The 18,910-nt window shown below is 37.7% G+C and carries 11 protein-coding genes; 4 read left to right on the top strand and 7 right to left on the bottom strand.

Annotated features, from left to right (window positions below; genetic code table 11):
- Positions 1–187: 187 nt before the first annotated feature.
- From DXB63_RS09925 to DXB63_RS09910, 4 genes are all read right to left on the bottom strand, one after another.
- Positions 188–730, bottom strand: coding sequence for a hypothetical protein (locus DXB63_RS09925; protein ID WP_122126259.1), 543 nt, complete (start codon positions 728–730; stop codon positions 188–190).
- A gap of 28 nt (positions 731–758) precedes the next feature.
- Positions 759–1,286 (bottom strand): NUDIX domain-containing protein, encoded by a 528-nt coding sequence (locus DXB63_RS09920; protein WP_122126258.1) that lies wholly within the window; start codon positions 1,284–1,286, stop codon positions 759–761.
- Positions 1,287–1,429: 143 nt separating this feature from the next.
- Complete coding sequence (locus DXB63_RS09915; RefSeq protein WP_122126257.1) at positions 1,430–3,619, bottom strand: alpha-galactosidase; 2,190 nt, start codon at positions 3,617–3,619, stop codon at positions 1,430–1,432.
- 24 nt (positions 3,620–3,643) lie between these two features.
- Positions 3,644–5,926, bottom strand: coding sequence for a TonB-dependent receptor (locus DXB63_RS09910; protein ID WP_369869599.1), 2,283 nt, complete (start codon positions 5,924–5,926; stop codon positions 3,644–3,646).
- 222 nt (positions 5,927–6,148) lie between these two features.
- On the opposite strand from DXB63_RS09910, the gene DXB63_RS09905 reads away from it, so the two are divergent.
- The 4 genes from DXB63_RS09905 (at position 6,149) to DXB63_RS09890 (ending at position 13,704) form a co-directional block, all read left to right on the top strand.
- On the top strand, positions 6,149–10,129 hold the full coding sequence (locus tag DXB63_RS09905; RefSeq protein WP_122126256.1) for a hybrid sensor histidine kinase/response regulator transcription factor: 3,981 nt from the start codon (positions 6,149–6,151) through the stop codon (positions 10,127–10,129).
- Positions 10,130–10,220: 91 nt separating this feature from the next.
- Positions 10,221–12,281, top strand: a complete 2,061-nt coding sequence (locus tag DXB63_RS09900) for an acetate--CoA ligase family protein (protein WP_122126255.1) — start codon at positions 10,221–10,223, stop codon at positions 12,279–12,281.
- An 81-nt stretch (positions 12,282–12,362) separates the two neighbouring features.
- Positions 12,363–12,644, top strand: a complete 282-nt coding sequence (locus tag DXB63_RS09895) for a hypothetical protein (protein ID WP_122126254.1) — start codon at positions 12,363–12,365, stop codon at positions 12,642–12,644.
- Positions 12,634–13,704: a TIGR04133 family radical SAM/SPASM protein gene (locus DXB63_RS09890; protein ID WP_122126253.1), complete on the top strand. Its 1,071-nt coding sequence runs from the start codon at positions 12,634–12,636 to the stop codon at positions 13,702–13,704. The genes DXB63_RS09895 and DXB63_RS09890 overlap by 11 nt, the downstream gene beginning before the upstream one ends.
- Here DXB63_RS09890 and DXB63_RS09885 read toward each other — a convergent pair whose 3' ends face one another.
- The 3 genes from DXB63_RS09885 to DXB63_RS09875 form a co-directional block, all read right to left on the bottom strand.
- Complete coding sequence (locus tag DXB63_RS09885) at positions 13,705–15,243, bottom strand: YifB family Mg chelatase-like AAA ATPase (RefSeq protein WP_122126252.1); 1,539 nt, start codon at positions 15,241–15,243, stop codon at positions 13,705–13,707.
- 6 nt (positions 15,244–15,249) lie between these two features.
- A complete protein-coding gene (locus DXB63_RS09880) occupies positions 15,250–16,293 on the bottom strand; it encodes a TlpA disulfide reductase family protein (protein WP_122126251.1) in 1,044 nt (347 codons plus the stop codon).
- Positions 16,294–17,035: 742 nt separating this feature from the next.
- Entirely contained in the window at positions 17,036–18,724 is a 1,689-nt protein-coding gene (locus DXB63_RS09875) for a lipopolysaccharide assembly protein LapB (protein WP_199604185.1), read from the bottom strand.
- Between the last annotated feature and the right edge of the window lie 186 nt (positions 18,725–18,910).

Below are 18,910 nucleotides of genomic sequence, written 5' to 3'. Positions count from 1 at the left end.
GAATCCTTCTACTAGGATATTTGAATATAATCAGCCGGACTGTCGAATCGTTCAGTCCGGCTGATTCTTTCGTTTACCCTAGGTCAAACGACAGGCTTCCCATGCGTAAACGACAGGTTGCCCATGGTGAAACGATTCGATTGAGAAGAGCGAAATATCTAAAATTATAGAGAACAATGGCTTAGCTCTAAAATGTTTTCATGATGTCCTCCAATGTTTTCTGCTGTCCTTCCAAATTCATCTTTTCATGCTTGATATTCTCTATAGTTGCGCTAAGTGATTCCTGAGTCAGTGCCATGATAGAAGCTATGTGCCTGTTTTGTACACCTTCTTTTAATAAAGCGCAAATACGAATATCATTGTCCGTAAGTGAAGGGTAGTCATGTTTAAGACGGGAAATAAAATGAAAGATGTCCTCTAGCAGACTTAGGTAAGCATGCCATTCCTGTTCTGATAAAGCGGCTTGTTCCGGTCTGTCGTTGAAAGTCCGTATTTTATATACGATCGGGTCCGTATTGTATAATGAGCGTTGTAGTGAAATAATGTCTTTTCTTAAAGCTATAATTTCAAGTCGTTGATCGGCTATTGTTTGATTGGCAGCATTAAGTAAACGTTCTTGCTTTCCCAACTTTTTTTCTCCATTACAAATCCGGAAATACCACCGGATAAGAATGATAAGTAGAATGAGCACTAATATCAACGTACTGAAAAATAATGTAACTATTTTCATAGTAATCGTTTTAATGTATCTGTTCGTGTCAAAGTTTTGGCACTATATTTAAGAACTTTTCTAACCCTTGTCGTATAGACTGTAACCCGAAATCTTCCGGTTTTAACTTCTCAAGAGGCATGAAGAAACACTCCGCTACATCATCATGCGCTTTGATTTTATTCGCGTTTTCTACTTTACAAAGGAAGAACATATCTAATGTATGAACTAAAAAACCGGAATATTCGTATAAATTGGGTATGGAAAAAAGGTATAAACTTTCATTTACTTCTATTCCGGTCTCCTCTTTTACTTCTCGCGCTATTCCTTCTTCTCCTGTTTCATACATATCGATAAATCCACCGGGCAGGTCTAATGTCCCTTTTGCAGGGTTCTTTGCCCGGCGGCAGACTAATAGTTCCATCTTATTGTTAAGAATAAAAGCTACCGTTGCTGCACTCGGATTGAAATAGTAAGTAAAGCCACAATCATCACAATGCTTGGACTTTTCATTATAAATATTGAAATGTGAGGAACCGCACTTGGGGCAATATTTGAATTGTTCTAATGGGTGCATAATTTATATTCTTTCTTTGACTACAAATATAAAATGTATTCGTATAAAAAGCAAAAGTTCCTTCCGAAAAGAACGAGAGGAACTTTTAAGTCATCCTAAAAACAATTGGTAACTTTGTGAATTTAAATCTGATCTTATGTGTTTTATTGTGCTGTTATTTCAATGACCCGGCTATTTGCATTAGTTGTTGTGAATGCATTGAGCCCGACTTTCATTAAATAATCACCGGAAAATATTTTTCCGTTGACATCTAGTGTGGACGCTACTCCCGGCATTAAATTTATTTCTTCCACTTTATACATCTGTTCAGGATTCAGTCCTTGCAGTTTTATCGGTAGAAGCTTTTCTTGAAAGCGGGGATGTATATCATAAGCGAATAGAACAGATTTGTTTTTGTCCGGTGCTACATACATGATACTCATGTGATTGCAATCATAAGGAGAAACGAGACGATATTGTTCTCCGTCAAGAATTACTTTCTTCAGACGTTTCCAGTTAGCCACTGCATCTTGGCAATAAGTAAGTTCATCTGCATTTAGATCCTTTAATCCTAAATCGAATCCGAGTTTGCACATGCTGGCTATATCTGTACGAAACTTAACACTGGTATTTTTGTTCCAGCTTGTAACGTGGGCACACATTGCTTTTGAAGGGAATATTTGTGAAAATCCCCATTGAATATAGATACGTTCTATAGGATCGGTATTGTCACTGCACCAGAACTCTGTGAAGTATTTCAGTGCTTCATAATCGCAACGGGCACCACCACCGGAACAAAGCATAATCGGCAGATTAGGATATTTTGCCTTTACACGATTAAATACGTTGTAAACACCACGGACATGGTCTATATATAACTGCCCTTGTTTATTTTCTAAGTATGGAGAATAGATGTTGGTAATAGGGCTGTTGCAATCCCATTTAAAATAAGCCATTTCGGGGTTCTCTGTCATTATTTTATCTACAACGTTGAATACATAATCTTGTACTTTAGGATTACTCATGTCTAAAACCAATTGATTACGGTAATAATAGGTTTCACGATTAGGTAACCGGATTGCCCATTCCGGATGGGCTTCAAATAAATCACTTTTAGGATTTACCATTTCCGGCTCAATCCAGATTCCGAATTTGACTCCGGCTTCTTTTGACAATTGAATTAGGGCAGGTATACCGCCGGGTAGTTTGGAACGCATTGCCTCCCAGTCGCCTAGTCCGGCATGATCGTCATTGCGTGGGTGTTTATTCCCGAACCATCCATCGTCCAATAAAAACATATCCACACCGAGATGCTTGGCTTCTTTCATTAGATTACCTAGTAATTCCTGATTAAAATCGAAATAAGTGTTTTCCCAGTTATTAAGTAAAGTCAGGCGATCACCTTGTCCGTTATTTATTTGATACTTGCGTGCCCACGTGTGCAAGTTACGACTGGCTTTGCCTGTGCCTTGATTGCTTAAAGTGAATATGAACTCCGGAGTTGTGAATACTTCATTCGGTTTTAATTCATAAGTGGAAGCATAAGGATTAATGGCCGGGATAACCCGTAGATTTCCTACATTGTCTATTTCAAAGGTAAAACGGAAGTTACCGGTCCATCCAATCGTTCCTACCAGTACATTTCCCTGTTGTTCTTGTGCCGGTTGTTCCAGTCCAAGTTGGAAAAACGGTTGAACGTGCATAGCAGCACGGCTACCTAATTTTGTATCGAGTATCTTCTTTCCGAATTGAAGTTGTTGAGTACTCATTTGTGCTTCACGTGCCCAATCACTACTGAATTCCGTAAGGAAATAATTTGCATTATTGAAATATAATATCGTAGAAGCGTAACGCCATAATGTTACTGGCTTTTTTTCCTGATGTTTGATTTCACTCCATGTTTTAATTATATTTTCTTTTGGATATGTGGCATAGTGAAGTGTAACGTCTACGGGATATTTATCATCGCGAAGAAGAATGATTGTTTCCGTGCCTCCGGTAATTTCTTTTCGTTCGGAAGAAACATATCGTAGGATAGTACTCGGATTACCATCGTTGTGTGTGATGGCAATAGCTGGTTCAAAATAATCTTCAGCTCCACTGCCGGCATAAACTTCCCATCCACGAGGAGTAACACTACCATCACTTCCTGCATGTACATAGTATGGAAGATTCTTTATATCAACTTCATTCATTAGTTTGCTTCCATAGTAAGATTGATAGAGTCGTCCGTTAGGTGCAACCTGTAAAATTAGGTCGGTGGCGTCTGTTGATATACGGATGAATTTCTGCTCTGTGGCTTTTACTTGCATGGCGCATAGCATAATTAATAATAATACAGTTAACTTTTTCATGGCTTTTATTATTTAAATGGTTTTCTAAAATTTAATTGATGCTCCCAGTTCTAAGGTGAATGGGCGTAGATAATTGCCGCTCATTAGGTGGTTGTTGAACTTTGCGGCATCCTTTTTACTAGTCAGTTCAGAACCGTTGATTGTGCCAGACGCTCCTTTTTGATTTAAAAAGTTTACAACACTTGCATTTAAACTAAGATGTTTGTTTACATTCCAGTTTATGCCAGCGAATGTTTCCCAATGACCATTGAAATACAAAGCGTCAGTCAGGTTTGCATAAGTTTTGCCGAAATAACGAAAACTTAACCATATACGCAAATTTTCAGTTATATTATAACTTGGGTCTAATTCAACAAGTATTTGTGGTATTTCTTTCACAATATTACCGCTTGCATCTAAGTTGAAAGTTTGTCCGTCTTTGAACGTAACGTCTACTTTATAATTGTTGTATTTAGGCTTTTGATAGGTGAACAATGCGTGTAAATGGAAACCTTTAAAAGGATCTATTTTTGCAGATGTTGTCCATCCGATTGTTTGGATACTGTATATTAGAAGCTTTGTCTGTGACTCTGTTGTTCCAGGTTGCGTAATGTTTTGTTGGTCGATATTATTGGATTTTGAAATGTAAGTAACCATTGAAGTGGCGTTAATCCAGTTGTTTTTATAGAATAATCCTCCACGTACCAATGGAATTACAACCTGTCTGTATTCTTCTTCGGAAGGACCTTTTCCTGCATATTCATTAATGCGAGGGTAACGTGTTGCCACAGTTCCATCGGCAGTAATACCAAAATTTCCGTTGATGTTATAAGTGATTTGTGCCGTAGCGGCATAGTTCAATTTGTCTTTGGTTACTTTCTGTGAACTGATTGTTTGTCCGGCGGTATTGACTGCATTAATATGAAAGTTTGCAAACCGGTCATAAGGGAGCTGTTCCGCATCCATGCGATAATATTCTAATCTTCCTCCATAGTAGATATTCAGATTATGGAGTGGACGCCAATTATCTGTAAAATAAAGTGCAAGTTTGTTTTCATATCCTTTCGTATATTCCGGGCTTAATTCATTAAAACCATAGAACTTATTCATATTACCGTTTTCATCTTTAAAAGAGAGAATAGTAGGATATTCGGTTACGGTTCCATTCCACTGTGTAGAACTTGAGTGATAATTAATACGATAGTACCATTCATTTAATCCGACTTTCCAATTATGCAAGCCATTATCTTTACTTAATTCGGATGTGATAAGGAAATTCTTTACTTTTCCGGTATGAAACCATGTACGTCTACCTTCCTTTAAACCGGAATAAAGTTCAGCGTCTTTATAATATAAGTTTTTGTCGGATGTGTCATCCAGGTTTATGCCATTCTCAATATGTGAGATAGTGCTTCCACCAAAATCTGTGTAATTGGCTGTCGCATCCATATATTTCATATTAAAGCTGAAAAGCATATTGTTGTTGAATCTATAATCGCTAAGAAAAGAAACTTCATTTGCTTTGTTCAGATCAAACTCATTGATACTGCCTTCCTTAATTTTTCCATCCATTACATCCATATAAGTCATACGTCCGTCCTCTGGTGCATAGGAACTAGTACCTAGTTTAAAGTCGGGAAGCTCTTTCACGCTACCGTCACCTACATAGATGAAAGGAGCTGCAGTTGTGACAGATGCCATGCGGCGGTCATAAGAATATTTATAAAGAAGACTGATTTTACCTTTGTCTGCAATTTTTTTGGTAATGCCGGCTTTATATATTTGTGTACGGTCATTGAAGTCCGTAAATTTAATTTTGAATGATCCGGGATCAAAGTTTTGATAAATACTTCCGCTATAAAGCCATCCTTTTCCTATTCCACCGGAAAGATTCATGTCGAATTGCTGTAAACCGAAATGATTGGCTTTGTAATTTAATACACCTTTAAATCTTTCACTGCCCAATTGTGTGAAAGAGTTTACTGCATAAGCGATGTTTCCGGTAGTGATAGCTGACTCGGAAGGAGTGAGTAGACCTATACGCTCAAGACTAGAATCACTTCTCCAATGTGCAGATACTTGGTGAATTGTTGAAGAATAAACAGCAGGTAACCCATTCTCATATACATTCACGTCTTCACTGGGTAGTCCTATTTGAATCTCTCGAGGTTTATTGGCATCTGAAGCATTGAGCATGACGTTTCGTCCGCTTTCTTCTTTTGTACTTATAGAATCTTTTTTTTCTTGTGCAGTTACTGTAAGACTTACGAAAGTGGTTGTAACAACAATCATTAATTTCGGTGCTTTAAAAAAATAATGTTTTCTCATATTATGAAACTATTGGTTAATATTCAAAGGTTTTCTAATCTGTCAATGGTGCAAATGTAGGGAAGAGCTAGTTATGAATTGGGATACAGATTTTGCAAGAATTAGTTGATATGTTGATTTTTAAGTGTGATGAAACATTTGTGTTATTTCATGCAACATTCGTTTGTTCTTTTATTTTAAAAGATTTATCTTTAAGCACTAAATTAAGATTATCTGCATGATATGAAAGATAAAAATAGATTGGCTTTGTTAGCTATCTTAATAATTTTGTATGTCTCCAGCTTTGCTTCAGAAGCTTCCGATTACTATTTCACTTATGTTAATAGTGAGAATGGTCTATCGCAATGTCATGTAAAGTCTATTTTACAGGATAGCCGTGGCTTTTTATGGTTTGGCACACAAAATGGGCTGAATCGCTACGATGGCATATCCATGCGTCTTTTTGATTGTTATGATAAGAAACAAAAGAGAGGGAATCAAGTTATTTCTGCTCTCTATGAAGATTCGGATAGTTGTTTATGGGTAGGGACAGATGATGGTATTTATATTTATAATCCGTCTAAAGAAAATTTTTCTTTTTTTGATGTACAAACAGACGATGGTGTGCTGATAGCTGAACAATGGATAGAAGATATTATATCTGATAAAAATGGTAATATATGGATTATGGCTCCTAATTTGGGCTTGTTTCGTTATGATAAACAGGATAAAGGATTGCATCATTACTTCAGTCGCATAACAAATAATAAAAGTAAAGACTATCCTCATTGCTTAACTGTAGATAAGAAGAATCAGGTTTGGGTCGGAACAAACGGCTCTGGTATATTTTTATATAATCCGGCTAAAGATAAGTTTGTTCAGTGCTCGGATTCTTTAGGAAATATTTCTTTGCAAAATGAGTTCGTATTTACACTTTGTGATTATAACGATGAATTGATTGTAGGTTCGTATGATGGGCAATTGATCAAGTTTGATAAACAAATACATTTAGTAAGACCTTTTGATGCAGTAGATGTTCATTATAAAATCATTCGCTGTATTACCCGTTTTGGAAATGATATTTGGGTTGGCACACAAAATGGTGTTTATATATTGAATGAATCAAATAAAACAGAAACACATATCCCTGGTAATACCTTGGCTTTGGATGGATTATCAGATAATATAATAGAGAAGATTTATAAAGATAAAGAAGGAGGAATTTGGATTGGCACTAATTTTGGTGGCGCAAATTATTTACCTAATCACAGTATTAATTTTAATAAATATTTGCCTACAGGAAAACAAGGATCTATAAACGGTCGACGAATCAGTGAATTAGGGGTTGATGGTAAAGGAAATATTTGGGTTGGTACACAAGATGGCGGAGTTAATAAGTTTGATCCTGCTACGGGCCTTTTTTCACAACCCAATTTAAAACAGGAACGTAAAAATGTCTTGAGTCTTTATGCGGATAAAGATGAAATTGGGATTGGTTATTTCCAGGGAGGAATAGATGTTTTTGATAAAGATGGAAAAGTACGGACTTATTCTTCAAGTCAGCTTCATTTAGATGAAGGGAGTCCGTTTGCTTTCTATCGGGATAGTAATGGGAACATCTGGTTGGGTGATGGTTGGAGTATTTTTCGTTCTATGGATAATGGGGATACTTTTCATCGTATGTCTCAATTTGGATATGCTTTTATGCAAGATATCTTAGAAGATGATAAAGGGCGTATTTGGGTAGCAACGATGGGTAACGGTGTGTTTTGTTATGATCCTGTGATGGATAAAATTAAGAATTATATGCCGGATACTAATGACAGTACCAGCATTAGTACAAAAGAAATAACAGGAATATCCAAAGATGCTAAAGGTAATTTATGGTTTTCTACAGATAGAGGTGGAATTTGTTATTATGCAGTTGATAAAGATTATTTTATCACATTCTCAGTAAAAGATGGTTTGCCCGATAATGTTTCTTATCGTGCATTAGAAGATAATGATGGTTATATCTGGTTTGGTACAAACAAGGGGCTTATTCGTTTAAATCCTGAAAATAGAGATATTCGTGTATTCACAAAACAAGATGGTTTACCCGATAATCAGTTTTCATATAAATCGGCAGTTAAAGGTAATGACGGAACTTTTTGGTTTGGGACTATAAATGGCTTAATATCATTTAATCCGTACCAGATAAAAAGAAACACATTTGTTCCACCTGTTTTTATCACCAATCTTTCTATTTTTAATAGAGAAATGAAAGTGGGTGAACCGGATTCTCCTTTGAAGAAGAGTATAACGATGACGGAGAATATTGTTTTACCTTACAATCGTTCAAATATTAGTTTTGATTTTGTAGCCTTAAGTTTCACATCCCCTAAAGCTAATCGTTATGCTTATAAGATGGAAGGAATTGATAAAGAGTGGATATATACTGATGAGACACATACGGCATCTTATGCTAAACTACCTCCCGGACATTACGTGTTTTGCGTAAAAGCAAGTAATAATGATGGTGTTTGGAATGAAAATGAACAGACAATTAGTATTGATATTTTGCCTCCTTGGTGGAAAACGTGGTGGGCATATTTATTGTATATAGTAGTGCTTATTGGCGTTTTTTATAGTTGGTTTCGCAACTATAAGCGTAAACAAGAGCATAAAGCAAAAGAAAAACAAAATCTTTTTGAAATAGCAAAAGAAAAAGAATTGTATCGGGCCAAAGTAGACTTCTTTACACAGATAACGCATGAGATACGTACACCTTTAACCCTCATAAATGGTCCGTTAGAAGCTTTGTGTGAAATGGATGTAAGAGACTCTGGTATCCGTAGAAATTTGCAGGTAATGAAACAAAACACGAATCGATTACTGACGTTAATAAACCAATTATTGGATTTCCGTAAAGTGAATTCAAATAAGTTTTTGATGATTTTCACAATGATTGATGTTAATAAGTTGTTGCTGGATACAAAGGAACGTTTTGAACCACTGATTACACAACAGCATAAAGATATTAAGTTGTCATTTCCTAATGTTACGGTAGTAGCAGCTGTGGATAAGGATGGATTGATAAAGATAATTAGTAACCTTTTCAATAATGCGTTGAAATATTCCGAATCTGTAATATTGGTAGATTTGCAGGTCGAAGCCACGACTTTCACCTTACGTATCAGTAATGATGGGAAACTAGTTCCTGTTCATTTGCGTCATAAAATATTTGAACCGTTTTTCCGTATTGATTGTAATAAAGAAAATAGTTCGGGCATAGGGTTACCTTTGGTGAAATCGTTAGCAGAGTTACATAATGGAGAAATTCATTTTGAGGAAGTGAATGGACTGAATTCTTTTGTGCTTACATTGCCGCTGAATCAAGAATGCGTGATTAAATTAGAACCAGAATCTGTTGGAGATAAAAAAGATGATGAGAATATTCTTCTTGCAAAATCTTCATATACTCTTTTGGTTGTGGAAGATAATGATGATATGCGTAATTTTATAGCTGAACGTTTATTGCCTTATTATGCAGTGGAAATGGCTATCAATGGCGAAGAAGGACTTTTGGTTCTGGAAAATAAAAGAATAGATTTGATTATTAGTGATGTGATGATGCCGGTAATGGATGGATTGGAATTATGCCGTCATGTAAAATCGGTTCTTGATTATAGTCATATTCCGGTTATTTTATTGACAGCGAAAAATGATCTTGAAAGTAAGATAAAGGGATTGGAACAAGGTGCGGACGCTTATTTGGATAAGCCATTTTCTTTTCGTTATTTGCTTACTCAGATAAGTACATTATTAAGAAATCGGGAGAAAGAACGTGAAGCATTTGCTCGGAGGCCGTTTTTTCCTATAAATAACTTGGAGATGAGTAAGGCAGATAAGCAATTTTTGAACCATTGTATAGAATTGATTGAGGCAAATTTGGCTGATCCGGAATTTAATGTAGAAAAGATGTCTGATCTTATTTGTATGAGCCGTTCTAATCTTCACCGCAAGATAAAGGCTTTATCAGGAATGAGCTCCATTGATTTTATTAGAACAATAAAGCTAAAACGGGCGGCTGAATTAATTCAGGAAGGAGAACACAGCATAGGAGAAATCAGTGAAATGATAGGTATTCAGTCTGCTGCATATTTTAGTAAGATATTCCAGAAACAATTTGGAATAACTCCTAAAGATTTTGCTATGCAAAACCGTTTTGCGAAAGAAAATTAAGAGTTGATGGAAAAATCTCTAATCTTAATAGGAAATGTTCAAAGGGATGTTTATCTTTGTTTCCTATATTTAACCGAAAAATATACAAACTATGATTACAAATCAATTACTGCACCCGAATAGCATTGTTGTTGTAGGTGCTTCTAATAATGTGCAGAAACCGGGCGGAGCAATATTGCGAAACGTAATAAACGGTGGTTATAAAGGAGAACTTCGTGCGGTGAATCCTAAAGAAGCTGAAGTGCAGGGCATTCTTTCTTATGCTGATGTTTCTTTAATTCCAGAAACGGACTTGGCCATTCTTGCCATTCCGGCTCCTGCTTGTCCTGCTGCCGTTGAAATTTTGGCGAAAGATAAAGGTGTAAAGGCTTTTATTATTCTTTCTGCCGGATTTGGAGAGGAGACACATGAAGGGGCAGAATTGGAAGACCGTATTCTTGAAACCGTAAATAAATATGGTGCATCTTTGATAGGTCCTAACTGTATCGGGTTAATGAATACGTGGCATCACAGTGTGTTTACACAACCTATTCCTAACCTTCATCCACAAGGGGTAGACCTTATTTCCAGTTCCGGTGCAACAGCAGTTTTTATCCTTGAGAGTGCTGTAACCAAAGGCTTGCAGTTTAATTCCGTGTGGTCTGTCGGTAATGCGAAGCAAATAGGTGTGGAAGATGTGTTGCAGTATATGGACGAACACTTTGATCCTGGAAAAGATTCAAAAATTAAGTTGCTTTATATTGAAAGTATCGGAGACCCGGATAGACTTTTATTCCATTCAGCCTCATTAATCAGAAAAGGTTGCAGGATTGCTGCTATAAAAGCTGGAAGTTCGGAAAGCGGAAGCCGGGCGGCTTCATCCCATACTGGAGCTATCGCCAGCTCTGATTCTGCTGTTGAGGCTCTTTTCCGTAAAGCGGGTATTGTTCGTTGTTTCTCAAGGGAAGAATTGACTACCGTCGGAGGTATTTTTACATTGCCTCGCTTGAAGGGTCGGAATTTTGCTATTGTAACTCATGCCGGCGGACCGGGAGTTATGTTAACGGATGCTTTGTCAAAAGGAGGTTTGAATGTTCCTAAACTGGAAGGTAAAGTAGCCGACGAATTGAAAAGCAAACTCTTTCCGGGTGCGGCAGTAGGCAACCCTATTGATATTTTGGCAACAGGAACTCCGGAGCATCTTGGCATTGCAATCGATTATTGTGAAGAAAAGTTTGATACGATTGATGCTATTCTGGTAATTTTCGGAACTCCGGGATTGGTGAAGATGTATGATGCTTATGAGGTTTTACATAAAAAGATGCTTACCTGTAAGAAACCTGTATTCCCGATTCTTCCGTCTGTGCATACTGCCGGTAAGGAAGTGGATGCTTTTTTAAAGAAAGGTCATGTGAACTTTTCTGATGAAGTAACTTTAGGTACGGCCCTTTCACGAATTATTAATGCTCCGAATCCTGCGGTAAAAGAGATAGAATTGTTCGGAGTAGATGTTCCCCGTATTCGTCACATAATTGATGATGTGCCGGAGAACGGTTACATAGCTCCAAATTATGTACAGGAATTGTTGAGTGCGGCAGGAATACCTTTGGTTGCAGAGTTTGTTTCTGCGGAAAAAGAAGAAGTTTTGGCATTTGCCCGCCGTTGTGGTTTTCCTGTGGTTGCGAAAGTAGTGGGACCTGTGCATAAGTCTGACGTAGGTGGAGTAGTACTTAATATTAAAACAGAAGAGCATTTGTCTTTGGAGTTCGACCGGATGATGAAGATTCCTGAAGCTACGGCTATAATGGTACAGCCGATGTTGAAAGGAACAGAGTTGTTTATTGGAGCTAAATATGAGGAAAAATTCGGGCATGTCGTATTATGCGGTTTGGGAGGCATATTTGTTGAAGTCTTGAAAGATGTTTCTTCGGGTCTTGCACCTTTGTCGTATTCGGAAGCCTATTCAATGATTCATTCACTCCGCGCTTATAAGATTATAAAAGGAACACGTGGACAGAAAGGTGTCAACGAAGATAAATTTGCTGAGATTATAGTTCGCTTGTCTACTCTCTTGCGTTTTGCCACTGAGATTAAAGAGATGGATATCAATCCGTTATTGGCAACAGAAACAGATGTTATTGCTGTCGACGCGAGAATTAGGGTAGAAAAATAAAAAAATATGTGGAAAAATGTAATAATTATATGCAGTATCTCCCATTTTGTCCGTTTATATAGTAAAGCCTTTTAAAAGACTTTGATTTTAGAAGAAGAATTAGGCATGATAAAGAAAAGTTGTAAGGCAAAATGGCTGCATTTATATAACAAAATGCTGTCAGGGCTTTTAGCCCTGATGGGTTTTGGTTCGTGTTCGGATGAAGACGAAGTAAATGAGATCGTCCCTATGTATGGGATGCCTGCTTCTATATATAAGGCAAAAGATAAATCTGCAGAAGTTGCATCGGATACAATGATTTGTGAATCCGGAGAAACATATATTTTAAATACTTTAAACGAGAGAAAGAATCATGCCGTTTGAACTTTCTCTCCGTAAACGTCTTGCGTTGGAAGCTGCGCGCAAGATAAGAAAAAACAATATCGAGCTTCATTCTCTCCGACAGTTATTTTGGGAATGTACTTTGCGTTGTAATCTTCATTGTCGGCATTGTGGCAGTGATTGTCAGAAGAACATCGAGAAAGAAGATATGCCTGTCGAAGATTTTATTTCTGTGATTGATTCTATTACCCCGCACGTTAATCCGCATGATGTCAGTGTTATTATTTCCGGAGGAGAACCACTCCTGAGAAATGATTTGGAAGAATGTGGACAGGCACTTTATGAACGTGGCTATCCTTGGGGATTCGTTTCAAATGGTTTCTACCTTTCTCGGGCACGGTTGGATAATTTGATGGATGCGGGGGTGCGCTCCGCGACCATCAGTTTAGACGGTTTTGCCGAGGAGCACAATTGGTTGCGTGGCAATAAAGAAAGTTTTGAACGTGCTACGAAAGCGATAAAAATGCTTGCAGAGGATGGTGAATTGTTATGGGACGTTGTTACTTGCATCAATCGGAAGAACTATCCGTATCTCGTGACTTTTAGAAATTTCCTAGTCAATCTGGGCGTGCGTAATTGGCGTATCTTTACTATATTCCCTGTAGGAAGAGCCGCTCAATCTCCGGAATTGCAATTAACGAATACTGAACTTATCGGTTTAATGGAGTTTATCAAACGTATGCGTAAGGTAGGAGGGATGCATATTTCTTTCGCTTGTGAAGGCTTTTTGGGAGAATATGAGGGAGAGGTACGTGACCATTTCTACTCCTGCAATGCCGGAATAAGCATAGCTTCTGTCTTGGCAGACGGTACGATCTCTGCCTGTCCGAGTATCCGTAGTGATTATCATCAAGGGAATATCTATAAGGATAATTTTATGGATGTATGGGAAAATGGTTTCCGTGAATTCCGTGACCGTGAATGGGCAAAGAAAGGACAGTGTGCCGATTGCAGTTTCTTCCGTTATTGTGAAGGTAATGGTATGCATCTGCGTGACAATAACGGGGAACTTTTGGTTTGCCACTATAATCGATTGAAATAATTAACCAGCCCAGCTTTCCCTGTCTAAATTACGATAGCCGATAGCCTCTGCAAGATGGGAACTTTTTATTTCCTCGCTTCCTTCCAAATCTGCAATTGTACGTGATACTTTTAATATCCTGTCATACGCACGTGCCGACAGATTCAGTCGTGTCATGGCATTCTTCAATAATATCAATCCTTTTTCATCCGGTTGTGCAAATTGTGATAATAGCTTTGGGGTAATTTGTGCGTTACAATAAATGCCTTTGTAATTGGCATAACGCCGTTCCTGTATCTGTCTGGCGTTAATAACCCGTTGACGGATGCTTTCGCTGGATTCTCCGACGCGTGTGTCTGATATTTTTTCGAAAGGTACGGGCACAATTTCTATTTGTATGTCGATACGGTCCAGTAACGGGCCGGAAATACGGCTAAGATATTTTTGTACAATTCCGGGATTGCATACACATGGTTTGGTGGGATGATTGTAATATCCGCATGGACAAGGGTTCATGGAAGCGATCATCATAAAACCTGCCGGGAAGTTAATGCTGTATCTGGCGCGTGAAACCGAAATCTGGCGGTCTTCCAAAGGTTGGCGTAGCACTTCCAAAACACTTCTGTTGAATTCCGGAAGTTCATCCAAAAACAAAATTCCATTGTGAGACAAACTAATTTCCCCCGGTTGAGGATAACTTCCGCCGCCTACCATTGCAACTTGCGAGATGGTATGGTGAGGACTTCGAAACGGTCGCTTGGTAATCAGCGAAGTATCTTTCCCCAGTTTACCGGCTACGGAGTGTATCTTGGTCGTTTCCAGACTTTCTCCCAATGATAAAGGAGGAAGAATGGATGGTAATCGTTTCGCCATCATGGATTTACCACTACCCGGGGCGCCAATCATAAGAAGGTTGTGCCCGCCAGCAGCGGCAACTTCCAAAGCACGCTTAACATTCTCTTGCCCTTTAACGTCGGAGAAGTCAACATCAAATTCATTTTGTTGAGCATAAAACTCTTCTCGCGTGTTTACAATAGTTTGCTCTAATGTCCTTTCACCATTCAAAAATTCAATAACCTCTTTGATGTTTTCTACACCAAATACATTCAGATTATTGACAACGGCGGCTTCTCGGGCATTCTGTTTCGGCAGAATAATACCTTCATATCCCTCTTCGCGTGCTTTGATGGCAATGGGCAATGCGCCTTTTATGCCTTGTAAACTTCCGTCGAGACTTAACTCTCCGATTATGATATATTTATGGAGCTTCTCATCGGATATGGATTTTACTGCGGCCAATATGCCTATGGCTAAAGGTAAATCATAAGAAGAACCTTCTTTTCGTATATCGGCAGGAGCCATGTTTACGACGATCTGGCTTGTCGGAAATTTATATCCGTTGACCTGTAATGCGGAAATAATGCGTTCATGGCTCTCTTTGACGGCGGAATCCGGCAATCCTACCAGGTAGAACTTGCATCCTCGGGAACTATTCACTTCAATGGTAACGACGGTAGCATCAATACCTTGAACTGCCGCCCCGAAAACTTTTACAAGCATGTATGTTTATTTGTTGTTTTTATTGTTTTTGCCGCTACTTTCTTTTAATACTTCTTCTAATTTGTCGGTTAGTTGTTTCCCGAATAAGTTAACAGCTATAATTTCTTTTTTAGGACCAATCAATACATTGGCAGGGAGCTTTTCTATACAGAACTGTTCTGCTGTACTTCCATCAAAACCATCGAGCTCTATCACTTGTTCCCAATTGAGTGTATCTTTTTGGATTGTTTCTTCCCATGCTTTTTTATCAATATCCAAAGAAATACCGAGCATTGTAAATGCCCTTTCTTTCTTGAATTTCTTACTAATTTTTTTCAGTGCTTGGTTTTCTTTTAAAGAAGCATCATCCCATGTAGCCCAGAAGTTAATCAATAGATATTTGTCTTTATAGTTTGCCAATGTCAGTAATTCTCCTTTTTTGTTTTTGATGCTAAAGTAGGGAGATATCTTATTGTTAATCCTTTCTTTTTGTTTTTTGGCGATTTCGCTCAGTTGCTTCATGGACGGCTGGTCTTGTAACTCTCCGTTTATTGACTTTATCAATGTCAGAATCGTTTTAAAATCCGGTGATGCCGTTTGGGCAAAATACTTATCTATTAAATAAAGGTTTGCATAAGAATTGGGATGTTGACGGATGAAGCTGTCGGCTTTAGCCGTAATCAGTTCTTGTTGTGTTATACCATTGATGGATTTGTGAAACTCATTTAAGTCCTCATTATGCACTCCTCCTTCTATGATAAAAGACTCTATCATGTTGGCATCTCCGTCTACTGTTACTTTTAGGTTTTTGTCGGCATAGATGGGATATTCTGTCGTCTCATTTATCAATAGTGTCAGAGGGGTGATTGTATCCAGGCGGGTGGTATACGTAAATGAACCGTTTTGGGTGATAATCGTATCTAGTTTACCCTTTTCGCTGAAATCGTTGTAGATGAAAAGCGTGTCGTTTTTTAGATTACTGATTGTTCCGTTCAGTGTAAAAGTGCGATTATCTTTTTGACATCCACATAAACAGAGCAGTAATAATATAATTGGAACTATCTTTTTCATACACAAGCTTACTTTCCTGCGAAAGTACTTATTTTGTTTTATAGACAGACAAAATTTCCTGATTATTTTTGATTAATTTAGTCAGAAGTATAAGAAGATAGTTTAGCATACGGTCGATTGTTTGCAAACTCCTATCGTTTGCAATCAATCGACCGTATCTTTGTCTTCAATCGTCCTATGATTTTTTCAATCAACTTTATGTTTTTAAAAACATAAAGGTCATTTCAAAATCACATAAGGGGACGTTGTCTATCGCTCAAGGAGGCATCACTTAACGCTCAAGGGAGCGATAGCTTACATCTACTGGAGCGTTGTCTATCACTCCCTTGGGTGATTTTGTTTGCTCTTTTTGCCAATTTCGCAGTTTCAACTTTTACTTGGACTTGCCTTCACCTTATCACTTTTTACTCTTATATTATTGATTACTATTTAATTAAAGTGAAGGCAGTTTTTTAGGCAATGGAAAATTGAAAATGGGAAATCGAAAATTTACCCTCCCATTTTCAATGCTCAATTCTCAATTGACATAACTTCCGATAAAAGAACTGCATTCACCTTCTACTCGCTATACATCAGCAATTTACGCTGCCGTAGTGATAAGTGAAGGTAAGGCGAATGTAATTTGAAATATGTGCATAAATGCCGATGTTTTGTTTGGATTGGTATTTTCTATACTTGCGGGAATAAAAAAACGGGACTATCCGAAGATAATCCCGTTCTTATAAGTTTAAATATCTATCGCTTATTTAATGATAGAGCTGATAGCATATTTTGAGAATTCGATATCGTTAGCAGCATATTTAGCTAAAGCTGGTTCTTTCTTGATAGCGCTAGCCAAGCTGTTAGTTACCATAGAACTGTTGTTAGTTCTTGCACCAAGAACAGCCATCAAGTAATCAGTGTAAGCGTCAGGATTCTGGATACCTGAAAGAGTGTTCTTAGCTTTGTTGTAATCCTTAGCAAGGATCTGAGCAAGAGCAGCACTGTTAGTCTTAGTATCACCGAATGCGTTTACAGCTCTTTCGTATTGACCTTGAGCAACGTATAAGTTACCAAGAGCTTCGTTCAATTCTTTAGCACCGGAAGCCTTGCCAAGATAAGTTTCAGCAGCAGCTTTATCACCCTTAGCCAATGCGATCAAACCGAGGTTCATGTTAACTTCAGGAGCGCTAGCGTTAATCTTAGCTGCTTTGTTAACGAAAGATTCAGCTTTTGCAACGTCACCGTTTCTGTAAGCGATTTCGCCTAAGTTGTTATATGCACGATAGTCGTTAGGGAATTGTTCTACTGTCAAAGTATAGATCTTTTCTCTCTTAGCTCTGTCATTAGTCAATGTTCCTGCATAAAGAAGTTCTTCTACATTCAGTTGTTTCGGATCTGAATCAACGAATTGCATGATTTCTTCGTCAGACTTACCGATTAAGTCATAGTTCAAAGTCAAACGAGAACGTCTTAATTGAGGAAGGATTTCGTCAGCCAAAGTTTTGTAAACAGAAGAGATGTTCTTGATTTCAGCTTCTCTTTGTTCAGGATCTTGATACATAGAAAGAACGCGAAGGATAAGGTCTTTATCCTGGATGTTTGATTTAGAAACCAATTCTTGGAATCCTTCCCAGTCTTGAGCGGTGTATTTAGAATCTACAGTAGCTTCAACTTTACCTTTCTTCAATTCTTTGTTTACATAGTTAGCAGTGTTACCTTCACGATTTTCTGCCAAACCTGTGTTCAACTTAACACCACCATCAGGAGATGCATAAGCAGAGATTTCGATATTGTTGATCTTCTTACCCTTTTGGTCAGCGTAAACATCAACTACAGTTTGATTGAAATCTTGAATTTCATTAGACTTCAATTCGCTTGCACGAAGATTAGCTTGTTGGATAAGGAACATGATCTTAGCTTCTTTAGCTTGTTTGATAATGCGTTGGAATGCATCTTCTGCATCAGCAGGATTTGCGCTACCAACTGTCTTGCCAAGCAATTCAGATGTAGAAATTACACCGTCTGCAATCTTGATAGAAGGAATATTAACTTCTTTCTTTCCAACTTTAGCTTTGAATTCAAGATATAACTCAGATTTAGCCATCTCAGGAACATAGTCGAAAGATGCTTTCATAGTGTAGTTACCACCAGCTTTGTAAGAGATAGTCTGGTCGTTGCCTTCTACTTTTTCACCTTGGAAAGTTGCAGGTTGACCTTTAACTTCGCCACCATTCCATTTTAAAACAGGAGTTACTTCAACAACTGCGTTCTTCTTTAGATACTTTTCCGGGAATTTTCCGTTGATTGTAACAGGAACTTTACCACCAACAGCTTCCAATACCTGAGGAGTAGTTGTGAAATATTCAGGCTTTAATTCGCCCATTTTACCGCAAGATGCTAATGCGATAACCAACGCCATTAGTAATGGCAAATACAACTTCTTAGTCATTGTTTGATATAAATTAAATGTTTGTAATTGAAATTCTCTCAAATTGTGAGCTTTTTGAAAGCTCTATTTTGAGGCAAAGATATTAAAAAGTCTCATATCTTCGTTATTGTTGTGCTAAAATTATAATAATTTATATGTAAAAATTAGGATTTGGACAGCATTCCCATAAAAAGGACATCTCTTTTG

The organism is Bacteroides sp. OM05-12, assembly GCF_003438995.1.
Classification (GTDB): Bacteria; Bacteroidota; Bacteroidia; order Bacteroidales; family Bacteroidaceae; genus Bacteroides.
The sequence above is the reverse complement of the archived record's forward strand: the minus strand, read 5'-3'. Positions and strand labels throughout refer to the sequence as shown.